Annotated in this window: 14 protein-coding genes; 5 read left to right on the forward strand and 9 right to left on the reverse strand. The window is 68.5% G+C overall.

Going from position 1 to position 14,249, the window contains the following annotated elements; genetic code table 11:
• Positions 1-5: 5 nt before the first annotated feature.
• Positions 6-674 carry a TetR/AcrR family transcriptional regulator gene (locus C5H89_RS18185; RefSeq protein ID WP_104108356.1) on the reverse strand — a complete coding sequence of 223 codons (669 nt, stop codon included), beginning with the start codon at positions 672-674 and terminating at the stop codon, positions 6-8.
• A 115-nt stretch (positions 675-789) separates the two neighbouring features.
• Here C5H89_RS18185 and C5H89_RS18190 point away from each other — a divergent pair, with 115 nt between their 5' ends.
• A complete protein-coding gene (locus C5H89_RS18190; RefSeq protein WP_104108357.1) occupies positions 790-1,716 on the forward strand; it encodes a sterol desaturase family protein in 927 nt (308 codons plus the stop codon).
• A 1-nt stretch (position 1,717) separates the two neighbouring features.
• Here C5H89_RS18190 and C5H89_RS18195 read toward each other — a convergent pair whose 3' ends face one another.
• Together C5H89_RS18195 and C5H89_RS18200 are read right to left on the reverse strand one after the other, a co-directional pair.
• Entirely contained in the window at positions 1,718-3,172 is a 1,455-nt protein-coding gene (locus C5H89_RS18195; RefSeq protein WP_104108358.1) for a right-handed parallel beta-helix repeat-containing protein, read from the reverse strand.
• 25 nt (positions 3,173-3,197) lie between these two features.
• On the reverse strand, positions 3,198-5,945 hold the full coding sequence (locus tag C5H89_RS18200) for a glycoside hydrolase family 3 C-terminal domain-containing protein (RefSeq protein ID WP_104108359.1): 2,748 nt from the start codon (positions 5,943-5,945) through the stop codon (positions 3,198-3,200).
• Positions 5,946-6,168: 223 nt separating this feature from the next.
• Between C5H89_RS18200 and C5H89_RS18205 the strand changes: the two genes are divergently transcribed.
• Positions 6,169-6,618 (forward strand): DUF427 domain-containing protein, encoded by a 450-nt coding sequence (locus C5H89_RS18205; RefSeq protein ID WP_205305118.1) that lies wholly within the window; start codon positions 6,169-6,171, stop codon positions 6,616-6,618.
• A 66-nt stretch (positions 6,619-6,684) separates the two neighbouring features.
• On the opposite strand, the gene C5H89_RS18210 is transcribed toward C5H89_RS18205, so the two are convergent.
• From C5H89_RS18210 to C5H89_RS18225, 4 genes are all read right to left on the reverse strand, one after another.
• Complete coding sequence (locus C5H89_RS18210; protein ID WP_104108360.1) at positions 6,685-8,325, reverse strand: PD40 domain-containing protein; 1,641 nt, start codon at positions 8,323-8,325, stop codon at positions 6,685-6,687.
• A 32-nt stretch (positions 8,326-8,357) separates the two neighbouring features.
• Complete coding sequence (locus C5H89_RS18215) at positions 8,358-9,704, reverse strand: hypothetical protein (protein WP_104108361.1); 1,347 nt, start codon at positions 9,702-9,704, stop codon at positions 8,358-8,360.
• 112 nt (positions 9,705-9,816) lie between these two features.
• Positions 9,817-10,338 (reverse strand): 2'-5' RNA ligase family protein, encoded by a 522-nt coding sequence (locus tag C5H89_RS18220; RefSeq protein ID WP_162799463.1) that lies wholly within the window; start codon positions 10,336-10,338, stop codon positions 9,817-9,819.
• A 29-nt stretch (positions 10,339-10,367) separates the two neighbouring features.
• Positions 10,368-10,781: a YccF domain-containing protein gene (locus C5H89_RS18225; protein WP_104108362.1), complete on the reverse strand. Its 414-nt coding sequence runs from the start codon at positions 10,779-10,781 to the stop codon at positions 10,368-10,370.
• Positions 10,782-10,896: 115 nt separating this feature from the next.
• Between C5H89_RS18225 and C5H89_RS18230 the strand changes: the two genes are divergently transcribed.
• On the forward strand, positions 10,897-11,691 hold the full coding sequence (locus C5H89_RS18230) for a hypothetical protein (RefSeq protein WP_104108363.1): 795 nt from the start codon (positions 10,897-10,899) through the stop codon (positions 11,689-11,691).
• Between the two features lie 11 nt (positions 11,692-11,702).
• On the opposite strand, the gene C5H89_RS18235 is transcribed toward C5H89_RS18230, so the two are convergent.
• Positions 11,703-12,110 carry a hypothetical protein gene (locus C5H89_RS18235; protein ID WP_162799464.1) on the reverse strand — a complete coding sequence of 136 codons (408 nt, stop codon included), beginning with the start codon at positions 12,108-12,110 and terminating at the stop codon, positions 11,703-11,705.
• A 154-nt stretch (positions 12,111-12,264) separates the two neighbouring features.
• Between C5H89_RS18235 and C5H89_RS18240 the strand changes: the two genes are divergently transcribed.
• Both C5H89_RS18240 and C5H89_RS18245 read left to right on the forward strand, forming a co-directional pair.
• Complete coding sequence (locus C5H89_RS18240; protein WP_104108365.1) at positions 12,265-12,630, forward strand: VOC family protein; 366 nt, start codon at positions 12,265-12,267, stop codon at positions 12,628-12,630.
• A gap of 466 nt (positions 12,631-13,096) precedes the next feature.
• The gene (locus tag C5H89_RS18245; RefSeq protein ID WP_104108366.1) at positions 13,097-13,414 is read left to right on the forward strand and encodes a DNA gyrase subunit A; all 318 of its coding nucleotides are present in this window, start codon (positions 13,097-13,099) and stop codon (positions 13,412-13,414) included.
• Between the two features lie 123 nt (positions 13,415-13,537).
• Here C5H89_RS18245 and C5H89_RS19545 read toward each other — a convergent pair whose 3' ends face one another.
• On the reverse strand, positions 13,538-14,170 hold the full coding sequence (locus tag C5H89_RS19545; protein ID WP_345840646.1) for a putative immunity protein: 633 nt from the start codon (positions 14,168-14,170) through the stop codon (positions 13,538-13,540).
• Positions 14,171-14,249: the final 79 nt, after the last annotated feature.

Consider the following 14,249-nt stretch of genomic DNA (forward strand, 5'->3'; position numbering starts at 1 on the left):
GGCGGTCACCGTAGTGGCTGGATCGGCTGGCGTCCCGGTGGTCCAGACGGGTGCACGTCGGTCATCGCGACCAGGATGCGTTCGAATCGGGCCGTGAGGTCGGCCGGCGTCTGGTCGGGGTGCTCGATCCACCACGTCATGAGCGAGGTGACCACCGACTGCCACACGTGGTTCATCATCGAGGCGTCCACCGGGTCGACCTCGGCCGCGCCCGCGTGGTGTCGCAGCGCCGCTCGCACTCCGACCGCGCCCAGGTCGGTCATCCGGTCGCGGCCCGCCGCGGCCACCTGGTGCACCGACGAATCACGCGGCAGGTTCTCGTCGTAGAGGACCATCCAGTCCGTGGGCCGCTCCCGCATGGTCGTGAAGATCGTCTGAAGGGTCTCCAGGGCCATCGGCATCCCCGGCTCCGCGGCCTCGACGACAGGGGTGATCACATCGAGCAGGGTCTCGGTCAGCGCCTCCACGCACCGCACGTAGAGCGCGTCCTTGGTGCCGAAGTAGGCATGCACCAGCGGCTTCGAGATCGCCGCCCGACGGGCGATCGCAGCCACGGAGACCTGGTAGTAGCCCCGCTCCCCGAACTCAGCCAGCGCGGCGTCCAGGATCTGCGCCTCACGCTCCGGCCGCGGCATCCCTCGGGTGCCCACGTGCGCGGTGCGGTCCGTCGTCATGCCCACACCCTAGGAGAGCCGACCGGAGAAGCAGCCACGTGAAATGACCGGCCCATCACCCTTGCGGATTGACTCGGCAGTCAATTAATCTCGCGCCACCGGCGATGGAGGAACGATGGACGCACTGGCCAACCTGTGGCACGCCTTGCCCGAGCCGCTGCGGGATCCCGTCGCGCTGGCCGTCCCGTTCTTCATCGTCTTCGTCGCCATGGAAGGCCTTGCGGCGGCCCTGCTGGAGGACGAGCGACCGGAGGACCAACGGCGCACCCCCGAGGGTCGAGCCCTCCCCCTACCCGGCGGGTACGACCGCCGGGACGCGATCGCCAGCCTCTCCATGGGGGCCGTCTCAGTCGTCACCATGACGCTGTGGAAGACGCTCGGCCTCCTGGTCTACTCCGTGCTGTTCGTCTGGGTCGCTCCGTGGCAGCTGCCCGTCGACGCCTGGTGGACCTGGCTCCTGGCGATCCTCGGCGTCGACTTCTTCTTCTACTGGGCGCATCGGGTCGCCCACCGGGTGCGGCTCGTGTGGGCCACCCACCAGGCCCACCACTCCAGCGAGTACTTCAACTTCGCCACCGCCTTGCGGCAGAAGTGGAACAACTCCGCCGAGCTGGTCTTCTGGCTCCCGCTGCCGCTGCTCGGCATGCCCCCGGCACTGGTCTTCTTCGGCTTCTCGGTCAGCCTCGTCTACCAGTTCTTCGTGCACACCGAGCGGGTCGACCGCCTGTGGCGCCCCATCGAGCTGGTCTTCAACACCCCGTCCCACCACCGGGTGCACCACGGTCGCGACCTGGAATACCTGGACCGCAACTACGGCGGCATCCTCATCGTCTGGGACCGTCTCTTCGGCTCCTTCCAGCCCGAGCTGCACCGGCCGACGTACGGCCTCACCTCGCCGGTCACCACGAACCACATCGTGAAGCTCCAGACACACGAGTACGCCTCCATCATCCGGGACGTACGCCGCTCGCCGACGCTGCGCAACAAGCTCGGCTACGTCTTCGGGCCGCCGGGATGGCGGCCCGCCCAGCGAGTCTCCTGAGTCACGGTCGAGCGCCTTCCACCTCGGCGCCCTCGGAGACCTGCCACGGTGTGCCCTCGACGTCGAGGGTGTTCTCCTCGATCCTGATGTCGCGTCCCGCCTCGACCTCGATCCCGTTCCCGGCCCCGGCCAGGCGGTTGCCGGCGATGAGCACGTCGGTGGCGACGCCGGCACCCCGGCCGTCCGCACCGTCGTCCTCGGTCACCGCGATGGCCCAGAACTGCGCATCGCTGCCGGTCACTGTGTTGTCACGGACCACCGTGCCGGGTGCGTTGCGCAGCTCGATGCCCACCACAGAGCGGCTGCGCCCGACGACCTCGTTGGCGTCGATCAGGGTGTCGCGGGTGCCGAGGATGACGAGCACGCCCTGGGCGTTGCCGACCAGCCTGTTGTCGTGGATCCAGTTCCCCTCCCCGCTCGCGTCGTGCCGGTTCTGCTCACCTCCCGAGTTGCCCAGTGCCACGGCGGCGGCGTCGACATCGGTGACCGTGTTGCCGCGGATCTCATTGAGGTACTCGCCCTCGCCGTGCAGGTCGATCGCGTCCAGCACGCCCCCGTCGATGGTGTTGTCGGCGATCAGGTTGTTGTGCGTGGGGAACTGCAGCAGGATGCCGTGGCGCAGGTGCGTGCCGTCCAGGCGGTTGTCCACCACCACGTTGTGCCGTGAGTCGTCACTGGCGTCGGGGTCACGCTGGTCCACCCTGCCCTCGACGGCGATGCCGTAGCCCGACCCACCGGGACCGACGCTGGTGGCGTCCGCGACCCGGCAGCCGGTCACGGTCACCTCACGGCTGGCCTTGACCGTGATGCCGTGGCGCTGGAACAGCTCCACGGCCACGTCCTCGACCAGGATCCGCCGGCTGCCCTGGTCGATCTGTACGCCGTACATCGGCCCGCCTCCCGGACCCTCCTCGTCGGGGTCGCTGCCGAGCTCACCCACGTGCTCGGAGGTGATGGTGAGACTGGTGACGGCGGCGTTCTGGACGCCCACCGCACGCACCACCGCGCTGTCCTCCTCCCCGTCGAACGACGTGCGAAGCACGGTGGCACCTGGCCCGGCCCCCCGCAGCCGTACGTCGTCCGCGAGGAGCAGGTTCGCCTCCTCGTCGTCGGGGTGGGCCGAGCGCAGGTCGTAGACCCCGGCGGGGAGGACCACCTCGTCGCCCGCGTCGGAGGCGGCCAAGGCTTTCCGGATGCCGGGAGCGTCGTCCCCGGTCCCGCGTTCCGGGTCGGCCCCGAAGGCGGTGACGTCGCGGGAGGTCCCGCTCGGCGGGCCCGGCAGCGGGACCTCGATGGGTGTCCCGTCGGGGGCGACCAAGCCGGCCCGGGGACCGGTCTGGGAGCTGGTCGTCCCCTCGGGCGTCGGGCGTGGCGACGCGGGACCGTCCCCGGTGCAGGCGCTCAGGGAGAGCGCGAGCAGCCCGAGGGCGATCCCGCACCGGCGAGGAGTCGGCACGTGCCGGGACCCGAGGTCCGCGCCCCTACCTCCTCTTCTTGGCCTTCTTCACCCGGATCACCAGCGTCCTGGTGGCCCGCTCCGAGACCTCCGAGCCGAGGTAGACGAGCTTGACCTTTTGCTTGCCGACCTTGAGCTTGCGGATCTGCACCCGTGCGATGCCCTTTCGGTTGAGGGTGTCGCGTCCGATCACGCTTCCGCCCTTCCTGACCTGGACCTTGCCGGCGGCGGGCTCCCCGCCCGAGACGACCTCGAACTTGATGCGGGCCCGGATCTTCGGAGTCACCCGCTTCGGGTACACGGTCGGCTTCTTGATCCGCGAGGGCTTCTTGACCGTCGGGGGCGTGGTCGGGGGCGTGGGCGTGGTCACGATGTCGCCGATGCCCACCGTCCGTTGCAGCGGGAGGTCCTCGGAGGATCCGCCGACGTAGACCCTGAAGTTGCCCTTCGGCGTCACCCACTCTCCGTCCGCCCACCGCGCGAGGTCGTCGGGATCCTCGGGCACGAAGTAGGAGAATGGGTGGTTGGCCGCGCTGCCGTCCAGGACCACCGAGACGCGCTTGCTCTCGCCGGGGCGGAGTTGCACCTTGTCGAACTCGACCAGGCGGTTGAAGTTCTCCCGGGCCTCACGGGGCAGCCGCAAGTAGACCTGCGAGGCCTCCTGGCCGGCGACATCGCCGGTGTTGGTCACGGTGTAGCTGACCCGCAGACCAGTCTGCCGCCGGTCCTCGCGGACCTTGTTCACATCGAGGTTGCTGTAGCCGAAGGTCGTGTAGGACTGCCCGTAGCCGAAGGGGAACAACGGCTTGGTGCCGGTCGCCTGGTACCAGCGGTAGCCCATCTTGAGCCCCTCGGTGTAGCGGACCACCCGCTGCGGCGCGCCGGGGATCGGGTCGCGACCAATACCCCCGGGCACTCCCGTGTCCTCCTGGTAGCCCGGGTACTGCTCCTTGGTCTGGTAGGCCGCCTCACGGTCGGTCCGCCCGAAGGTCACCGGGAGCTTGCCGGAGAAGTTCGTGACCCCGAAGAGTGCGTCGGCCACCACGTTGCCGTCCTCCTGGCCGGGGTACCACGCCTCGACCAGGGTGTTGACCTTGTTGATCCACGGCATGTTCACCTGACCCTGGGTCTTCAGCACCATGACCGTGTTGGGTACCGCGTCGAGCAGGCGCGGGATGAGCTCCTGCTGGTTGGTGCCCTGCACAGTGGGCAGGTCCAGGTCGGGGACCTCGTTGCCGGCGCCCGAGACGTTGCCGCCCGGGTTCTCGTCCTGGTAGTTGCTGTTCTTGTCCCACGTCTCGCGGGCGACGTCACCGACCATCAGGATGGTCACGTCCGACCTCTCGGCCAGATCGATGGCGTTGCCGATGTTGTTGGCGTTGTTGTAGGTGACCGTGGCGTCTCCGGCGCCGAGCTCGCGCAGCGTGTTCTCCAGGCCCTCCTTGGGCGTGACCTCGTAGGGTGCGTTGACGGAGACGTTGCGCGTCCGGTCACCGCTGCGTGGCGGCAGGGTGGCCTCGCCGGCGAACCACCTCGGGCCGATCAGCGCCACCGAGTCGATCGCTCTGGCCTTGAGCGGCAGGTACTTGCGCTCGTTGCGCAGGAGCACGAGGCTCTCCGACGCCGCGTTCTTGGCGACCTCAGCGTGCGGACCACCTTGGGCCAGCTCGTTCTGGAGCTGGTCCCAGCCGAAGGACGTGGCCGGGTCGTCGAAGTCGCCGTACTCGAACATCTTGATGTAGCGCTCGCGCAGCATGTCGTCGATGTCGGCCTCGGTGACCTCGCCGTTACGGATCGCCGCCTTCACCAGATCCGGCTGGTACCACTCCGGCTCCTCGTCGACCTCGACGTCGGTGCCTGCGAGGATCGAGGGCACCGTGCTCTGCTGGGCGCGACGGTCCGAGAAGACGTAGCCGTCGAATCCCCAGTCCTGGCGCAGGGTCTGCTGCAGCAGGGGCTTGCTGTCGCAGTTGTAGCTGAAGTTGACGTAGCCGTAGGCGCACATCACGGAGGCGACGTTGGCGTCCTTGACGGCCATCTCGAACGGCAGCAGGTACAGCTCGTGCATCGCCCGGGAGGGCACTCGGATCGCCGCGGTCCACCGCTCGAACTGGAACTCGGAGTCGTTGGCGACGAAGTGCTTGGCCGTTGCCTGGCTCACCTTACGTTCCTGGATTCCTTCGATGATGCGAGACGCCAGGGCGCCGGTCAGGTACGGGTCCTCGCTGAAGAACTCGTTGTTGCGTCCGCCGTACGGCGTGCGGATCAGGTTGAGGACCGGTCCCCAGAGCACCTGGTGAGCCCAGGCGCGCAGCTCCAGGTCGAGCACCCTGCCCCACTGCTTGGTGAGGGCGCGGTCGAACGTCGCCGCCGAGGAGATCTGGGCGGGCAGCGCGGTCGCGGTCGGCTCCGGGAGGCAGTCGCCGCCCCGGATGCCGGTGCCACCGTTGGCCATCCGGAAGTCAGGGATGGCCAGCTCCGGGATGCCCTCGATGTGGCGGCCGATCTGCGTGAAGTCGCAGCCCTTGCCGTTTCCGTCGGTCCCGTCGTCGAGGTCCTCGTTGTAGATCGGGCGGTTGAAGATCTGCTCGAGCTTCTGGTCGAGCGTCATCGCGTCGATCAGAAGCTCAGTTCGCTCCGTCGGCGAGAGGCTGGTGTTCATCCACGGGAGTTCGTCCTGCGCCGTGGCCGACTGCTGGACACCGAGCATGGCCCCGGCGGTCGTGACCACGAGGGCGAGCGCGGAAAGCGCGCTGATGAGTGGTTTCTTCATGAGCTACGTCCCCATTCAGTGGTATGACGTGAATCACTCAGCATGCGCCTCGTCCGGACGGACAAACAAGGACGGCGTCGCGGCGTCCGGAGCCCTCTGGTCTAGACCACCGTTAACCGAGGGAGAACCCAGCGAAACTCAACAGAAACGACGCCAACGGAGGCAGATGGCGGATGCCGCAGGATTGCCCGGGCTGGTTGCAGCACCGAGCGACGATGAATCCGTGAGCGACGACGTGAATGGGGCGGAAGTCGAGTCGGTATGGGACTACCCGCGGCCGCCGATCGTGGTCCCGTCGCGCGAGCGCGTGGTGGTCGAGCTGGATGGCGAGATCGTGGCGGACACCCGGGAATCGCTCCGGGTGATGGAGACGAGCCACCCGCCGGTCTACTACCTCCCTGGTGAGGCCATCGCGTCCGGCTTCCTCCAGCCGGTCCCCGGAACGACGTGGTGCGAGTTCAAGGGGTCAGCGTCGTACTTCGACGTGCTCTGCCCGAGCGGGCGGGTGGTCCCGCGGGCGGCGTGGCACTACCCGCAACCCACCGCGGGCTACGAGGCGCTTGTGGGCCACGTCGCCTTCTACCCCGGCCGGATGGACCGGTGCACCGTCGACGGCGAACCGCTCTCGCCCAGCCCGGCGACTTCTACGGTGGCTGGATCACCAGCAAGGTGACCGGCCCCTTCAAAGGCGCGCCTGGAACCGCCGGCTGGTAGGCCTAGCGACGGACTACGGAACTCTTCACTGACCCCTGTCCCACACGAACACGTCCAGCACCCCGTTGGTGTCTCCCGAGACCAGGTTCGTCGCGGCCGAGTGGAACGCGACGCGGCGACCGTCCGCGCTGACGGAGGGATTGTAGGAGGAGCCACCGGGACCGGGGCCGGCGCTGCCGACCGAGGCCAGGCGGGTCACCCCGGTGCTCCGGTCGTGCACGAAGACGTCCTGGTCGTAGGTGTCGCCGGGCACGAGGTTCGACGCCCAGGACTCGAAGGTGACGAACCGGCCGTCTGAGCTGATGGCCGGCTTCCACGAGGACTCGTTCGCCTGAGCGCCGCCGGTCGCGACCGAGACCCGGGTGGTGACTCCGGTGGTCAGGTCTCGCACGAAGACGTCCCCGGGGCCGTGGGTGTCCCCGGGGACGAGGGTGGACTCGGGCGACTCGAAGGCCACGAACCTGCCGTCGGCACTGATGGAGGAGTGGGAGGCCCCGCTCGGGGTCCCGTCGATGGCGACCGAGACCGGGCGCGTGACCCCCGTGCTCCGGTCGTGCACGAAGACCGGAGCGCCGGAGGAGGCGCCGGGCAGCAGCGAGGCGGCGCTCGATTGGAAGGTGACGTAGCGGCCGTCCCCACTGATCGCGGGCTCGCTGCCACTGGCCTGGGCGCCACCCGTGGCGACCGAGACGCGGGTGGTGACTGCGGTGCTCCGGTCGTGCACGAAGACGTCGTAGGCGCGGTTGGTGTCGCCCGGCACCAGGTTCGTCGCCCACGACTCGTAGGTGACGAACCGGCCGTCCCCGCTGATCGCCGGCCTCCGGGAGTCCTCGTTGGCCAGTGCGCCGGCACTGTCGAGGGACACCAGGGAGGTGCTGCGGGCGGTGCGGTCATGCACGTAGACGTCCGCCTTCCCGTTCGTGTCGCCGGGGAAGAGGGCCGCGTACGACTGGAAGGCGACGTAGCGGCCGTCGGCACTGATCGACGGGTCGTACGACGTGCCGCTCGCCTGGGTGCCGTCGCTGCGGATCGAGACTCGACTGGTGGTGCCCGTGGCCAGGTCGCGGACGAACACGTCGCCCTGGCCATTGGTGTCACCGGGGACGAGGTTCGGCGCTGCCGTCTCGAAGGTGACGAACCGGCCATCGGCACTGATCGCCGAGTTGCGTGAGTCCGCAGTGGGCTGCGTGCCGTCACCGGCGAGCGAGACCCGGGTGGTGGAGCCCGGAGCCGGGGGCACGGGCGTCGGGGTGGGCGTCGGGGTCGGGGTCGTCACCACCGTGGGGGTGACGATCGAGGCTCTCCGGGTCCGCGTTCGATAACTGGTCCTCCGGCCCGTCCTGGGATCACGGACCTTCAGGGACACGACGCGGTAGACAGCCGTCGTACCGTGGGCGGGCAGCGTGGTGCGGAACCTGAAGCGGCCGACCTTCGAGGTCTTCGTCGTCGCAATCGTGACGAACTTTGCGCCATCCCGGCGCTGCAGCCTGACCTTGTGCTTGACCTTGGGAGCGATCCGCCCGACGACCTTGATCACCGCGCCGGGGGCACCGGCTGCCGGAGTGAGCGAGAGCGTCCCGTTCAGCTTCGGTCCGGCGTAGCCCATGGAGGTCGCGAGCCCGATGAGGGTGGCGGCGACCAGCGCAGCGACTGCTCCTGACGCCACGACACGTAGTTGCGAACGGTCCATGGCGGTGCCTACCGCGGCACAGACGTCAGCGTGAGCGTCAGGCTGCCAGTGGCGCCGGGCCGGAACCTCACGTCGCCGGTGGCCGACGGGGCGCCCAGCAGGTAGCCGAGGCCGCTTGGCTCCCACGACGTGATGCGGGCCCCGCCGGCGCAGTCGTGGCCGCAGGACGGGTGGATCTGGGCGCTCCACCCACCTCCGGTGACGTTCACGTCGCTGGCGGCGAGCCGGACTGGCCCGTCTTCGCTCGCGGGCACCCGTATGGAGAATCGCTGGCCCGGCTCGACCGACTCGTAGCGAACGGGAGGTCCATCGACCACCAGGTCGGGTGCGTCCAGGTAGGAGCGGATGCGCACGGTCCGCTCCTGGTGAGGCGCGTCCTCGGCGGATGCCACGACCATGCGGTAGGTACCGGCCGCCGTCGGGTATCCCGGCCGTGGGGGCAGCCAGTACGAGGTGCCCCGCTCGCTCCACTGGTACTCCGGGTCGAGATAGGTGCGGATGCCGGCAGGGAGCTGGACGGTCAGCACGTGCTCGCGTCCGTGCCCGGAGGTCAGGGTCACCGGCGGCCCGTCGAGCTCGACGGTATGGGTGAGGGCGCTGCGGGCACCCACCCGCGCGGCCGAGTCGAAGATGAAGCCCACGCGTGCGCCGCGGCGCAGCACCGGGCCGACGTCGAGCGGATCCGGGGTGCCCACGGTCGCTCCGTGCTCGACGGACACGGCGCCCGTCCAGATGGACCGCATCTCGCCGCGCGCGACCGCCTGGGAGATCTGGATGCCCTTCCCCCGGGGGTCGCGACCCGTGACCTTCACCCGCCCGGTCCGGGGTACCCGGAGCCAGGCCACGTCCTGGAAACCGAGCTCGGCCTGCCCGAGCCGGACGGGCTTCCCGTCGATCGGGACGTTTCTTCCGCGCAGCTTCACCAACTGCATCCGGATCGGATCGTCCGCCGCGCACCAGCGCGAGAAGGGTCGGAACCGGATCGTCGCCCTACCAGCCGACCTCACCCGGAAGACCGGGAACACCAGGGTCAGCTTCTTGGTCCGCGACCCGCGTCCGTCCGTCAGCGTCACACTCCCCCGGCAATCGTCGCCTTGCTTGGTCCGCGCGCTGAGGGTGACCTCGTCGCCTCGCCGAGCCTGGAAGCTGATCGCACCCTGCTGCCGGTAGGCGAGCTCCAGCGGTCCCTCGCCGTACGCGCGAAGCACCTGCTTGACCGGCGGCCTGGGAGCGGCCGCGGCTGCGGGCCGTGCCAGCGCCTCGTCGCCTGCGGTCACGCCGGCCAGCGCGGCCCCCGACGAGGCCAGCAGGGCTGTGCTCAGGAACAGGACGACAACGACACCAGCTCTGCGCATGGCTCCCCCACCATGAGGACGGCCTGGACACCGTCAAGAGCCCGAACCCTAGCGTTGCCGGCACCCCTGGTACACCGTGATCATCCTGGCCCGGACACCTCGCGCCGTGGCGTCAGTCGCGCCCGGCGACCGCGACGTCCTCGATCAGGTCCTGCGTCGGGTCCCACCAGCGAAGGCGGTCGCAGACCAGCTCGCTCGCGGCCTCGGTGGAGTGCAGGACCTCGAGTGCCGCCGGGAGCGACGACCTCGGGACGCGCCGCGCCAGCGTGACGTGCGGGGTCCAGACCGGATGCCGCAGGGCAGGGACCAGGGCCCGGATCCGTGCGGTCGCAGCCGCCAACGCCCGATCGGGCTCGACCAGGTGGGCGATGGTCACCCTGGCCCCTTGGCCGAACAGCACCAGGCCGCGCAGACCGACCCGGGCCGGCAGCAGCGGCCCGATCGTCTCCCGTGCCACCCGCACCACGTCGTCCTCGATGCCGACCGCGGCCACGAGAGTCAGGTGCGGCGCGTTGGTCATCGACCGGTGGTCGGCCTGCGAGGGGAGACCGGCGGCCTTGAGGGCGTCCCACTGCGCCACCACCGCGGCAGTCGAGGAGGGCTCGAAGCTGAGCTCCAAGGCGTGATCGGGCACGGGTGGAGGATAGGTCGAAGGCGTGGGCGTCAGTGCCGCACAGGTACGCCGTACGGGTCCCGCGTGACCGCGTCCACCGGCACGACGTCGCGTCCCAGCGGCAGCAGCGAGATCGGCACCATCTTCCAGCAGGCCAGGCCGAACGGGATGCCGATGATCGTGACGCAGAGCAGCAGCCCGGCGATCAGGTGACCCACGGCCAGCTCCCAGCCGAAGAAGATGATCCAGAGCACGTTCCCGATCACCGAGCCGACCCCGGCCTGCGGCTTCCAGACCACCGTGCGGCCGAAGGGCCAGAGCACGAAGCCGGCGATCCGGAAGGAGGCGATGCCGAAGGGGATGGTGATGATCAGCACGAAGGAGATCGCCCCGGCCACCACGTAGCCGAGCGCAAGCCACCACCCGGCGAGGACGAGCCACAGGACATTGCCGATCGTGCGCATGTCTTCACTCTTGCACCTTCAGCGCGTCCCTGGCACGACCTCGCGGGCCAGAGCGAGCGGGAGGCCTGCGGTTTAATGTAGGCGGCGCGGAGCCGCGAGGGTCCATCCTGGGGCCATGGACGACGAGGACTACGCCCGGCAGCTGTACACGATCCTTACCGCGCCTCTCGATCCGGAACTCCCGGCAGGCAGGCTCGGCGACGACTTCATCGACCGCTCCGACGGGTTCGGCACTGACATGAGGGTGACCGCGATCGACGTGGTCCCCGGCGACCACGGCAATCAGATCGACGTCGCATACGTGCTGGACCTGCCCAACGAAGTGGACACTCCACGCGAGGGCTCCCTACTGCTGCCGCTCGACGCGGAATGGCGAGAGGTCAGCGGCTACACCGAGCCCGAGGACTACGCGCGTCACATCGCGATGCAGCTGGTGCGCCACATCCATCAGCTCCTCTGGGCGCACCAGCCGTCCCGGGAAGACGAGCGTGTCCTGCCCTCCCGCGAGGAGCAGCAGGCCATGCTGCTGGAGGTCCTCGGACGCCAGGGTGAGGTCGAGAAGGCGGCGCCCAACCGCTACGTCGTACGGCGACGGCGGCGGGACGACCTCACCGTCCTCGTGACTCCCGACCAGTGGGAACGGGTGATCCGCCGGCATGGCATCCGGCGCGCGTGGCTCCTCGAGCACTTCGACGAGCTGTTCGCCTCGACCCCTGAGGAGGAACGCTTCCTCGTCTTCTGGGACGGCGACGTGACGACCTCGACGCGGGAGGAGCTGCCTCCCGCGAAGAAGCCGTCCCCCCCACTACGCGAGCTCAGACGCCGACTGGCGGAGGCCCGGGCGAGCGGCGAGGATTTCGGCTGGTTCGCCTACTCGCCGGACGGGTCCAGTCGTTCGGAACACGACTAGAAGGGGCAGGCCTAGCTTCCAACTACGTGCCGCCACCGCACGCCCAAGATCCTGGCGAAGACGGCCGCCACCTGGCCACCATCCATGGCGCCGTGCCCGGTCGTCTTGACCAGGATCTCCGGCAGGTTCCAACCCTCGACGCTCAGACGACAGACCTCTTCCTGCGCATCGACGTGCAGCCAGAAGTCGATGCAGCCCACGCCCTGCCACTGCTCCGCGCCGTACGACTCGACGATGCCGCTCTCGGGGTACTTGGCGGCGAACTGTGCCGGATCGGCCTCCCACAGCAGGGACCCAGCGGGCTCGTCCGGCGCGCTCTCCGACAGAGGGGCCCGAACGAAGCCGACCCCGGCAGCCGCGAACACGGGATCGCAGTAGGAGACAACGTCGGCTGCCCAACGAGAATCAAACCTGACCATGGCGGGACTCTAGGAGTACTGGCGCCGGCGTGCACCCAAACTGTGGGCGCCACGTGATGCACGAGCACGCTCCGCTCTTCCGCCGCGACCGGAAGAGATCCATAAGTCCCGACTGGCACTCCCTTGGCGGCGGCCGAGCAATACGCTGCCGATCGTGGCGAACCGCTGGTCAGGCATCACGATCGACTGTCACGACGTGGAGCGCGTGGCGGCGTTCTGGAGCGCACTCCTGGACCGACGGCCCGGACCGGCTGATCCCGGCTGGGTGTACCTAGGTCAGCCGGGCGACGTACTGCCACGCCTGGTCTTCCAAGGTGTGCCTGAACGCAAGACCGTGAAGAACCGATTGCACCTCGACGTGCAGGTAGATGACATCGCCGCCGGCATCGCCCAAGTCCTGGAACTGGGTGGGTCAGAAACCGGAGAGCGTCACGAGCACGACGCCGGCGTGGTGGTGATCATGAGGGACGTCGAAGACAACGAGTTCTGCCTGGTCCAGTATTACGAGCCAGCGGCATGAGGACTCATGACGCGAGCCTGCCGCTAGGGAAGCTCTTCCGCGCGCAGTGCGAGCCAAGCACGGTTCATCCGAAGGGCATCGTTCATGCCATAGCGAACGGCGAGCCGGATCACCCAGAAGGCGGTCCAGCTGAGCAGTGTTGCAAGGACGCTCTCGGATAAATGATTGGATTAGCGGTTCTTCTCGGCTCGTCGCTTGAACCAGTCAACGAGGGCGAAGACGCCGCGAGCAATTCCGTGGTCGTGACCACCCATCCAGCTCTCACGAGCGACATGCATGGGCGCGTCTCCGTCAGGAGTCGGATTACGGTCGCCGGGGATTCGGTTGGGGGTCTCGGGCATGACGCAGTCTCACACCGATCTGTTTGCCCGTGGGCCAAATGTCATGTGCACGAAGCGCTGGGCTCTAGCGGACCTCAGCGTGTGCTTCCGGCGACTCGGCAGCATCACCGTGGCACCCTGCTCCAATGAGAGACCGAGACTCAGAGATCTCCGCGAGCGCCCAACTGCAGCTAGCTCGCGACGAGTTGCTCGTCGTCGAAGCCGTCGAGGCAGCAGCGAGCAACGCGCATGGTGTGCTGGACGTGTTGCTGACTTCCTCGGACGCCGAGTCAGCCGTTGAGGCACTCCAAGAACAATTCGGTCTTACACAGATTCAGGCGCACGTGGTGATGGACATGCAGTTCAGGCGGGTGACGCAGATCGAGAGACGCAAGTTCCGGGAGCGTTGCGAGGCATTGATCGAGCGGATCAGGGACATCGAGGCACAGACCCATCGTTCTTGAACGGCGCTGTCAACTGGCGTCGCGCAGGCAGATCAGCGCGGCTCGCGGCAGACGAGTGCGCTTCGAGAAGAGGACCACGCGGTCCCGTGACATAAGTCCCCTGTGAGTCGAGTGCTGGACGGTTCAGTCGCAGAAGACTGACCAGCAGATGGCATCGCGCCGAGTTTGGTCGTCAAGGACGAGTTGGCGGATCGGCAAAGCGAGTTGATCGCGCTGCCAGTCCCGTTCGACCCGGCCGGCCGCTGGATCATCGGGTCGCGCACTGCGAGTGGCCTTGATCGCGTAGGCAGCGGCACCCAGGTCGTGCTCGGCGACGTGCCCAACACAGGCTGCCTGCCCAGCCGAGTAGGCGGCGAAGCGGGCCGCGCCGGTCAAGAACCGGGCGGCGCCCATCGCGTGGCCCCCGACTGCGCGTGCCTGCATCATCGGTACGTCGCCACACGCCCACGCGCGGGCGGCCGCGATCGCGTCTCGTGGGCGCGGATCGTCTGGCTGTTCCCGCTCGAAGTAGCCGAGAACATGCTCGGCGCACTCGGCGGCCCACAGCGCGAGCAACTGGTGATCCTCGTCAGTCAGGGTGCCGCCCCGACGAACAGTCACCATGCGCGGATCGCGAACCTTTGGCAGGATCATGATCGCTTCGCGGCGCGCTGAGCGACGTTTAACATCCACCGATTCTACGACCCACGAGAACGAGCCCGAACGACAATTCCGTAGGCGCCTGTGTCGATTGCACGGAATGTCGGGCACACTCATCGCGGCAGATGCGTACGTCGTCAACCCAGTCGGCGGCGAAGCTCGTCGAAGGCGATGACGACGGAGTTGGCGGTCGCAT

The organism is Nocardioides sp. 616 (genome assembly GCF_002930065.1).
In the GTDB taxonomy this organism is placed as follows: Bacteria; Actinomycetota; Actinomycetes; order Propionibacteriales; family Nocardioidaceae; genus Nocardioides; species Nocardioides houyundeii.

Coding starts and splice junctions, on each gene's coding strand:
- C5H89_RS18235 (WP_162799464.1), bottom strand. CDS start 12,110: ATGGTCAGGTTTGATTCTCGTTGGGCAGCCGACGTTGTCTCCTACTGC.
- C5H89_RS18225 (WP_104108362.1), bottom strand. CDS start 10,781: ATGCGCACGATCGGCAATGTCCTGTGGCTCGTCCTCGCCGGGTGGTGG.
- C5H89_RS18215 (WP_104108361.1), bottom strand. CDS start 9,704: ATGCGCAGAGCTGGTGTCGTTGTCGTCCTGTTCCTGAGCACAGCCCTG.
- C5H89_RS18190 (WP_104108357.1), top strand. CDS start 790: ATGGACGCACTGGCCAACCTGTGGCACGCCTTGCCCGAGCCGCTGCGG.
- C5H89_RS18230 (WP_104108363.1), top strand. CDS start 10,897: ATGGACGACGAGGACTACGCCCGGCAGCTGTACACGATCCTTACCGCG.
- C5H89_RS19545 (WP_345840646.1), bottom strand. CDS start 14,170: ATGAGTGTGCCCGACATTCCGTGCAATCGACACAGGCGCCTACGGAAT.
- C5H89_RS18185 (WP_104108356.1), bottom strand. CDS start 674: ATGACGACGGACCGCACCGCGCACGTGGGCACCCGAGGGATGCCGCGG.
- C5H89_RS18245 (WP_104108366.1), top strand. CDS start 13,097: ATGAGAGACCGAGACTCAGAGATCTCCGCGAGCGCCCAACTGCAGCTA.
- C5H89_RS18200 (WP_104108359.1), bottom strand. CDS start 5,945: ATGAAGAAACCACTCATCAGCGCGCTTTCCGCGCTCGCCCTCGTGGTC.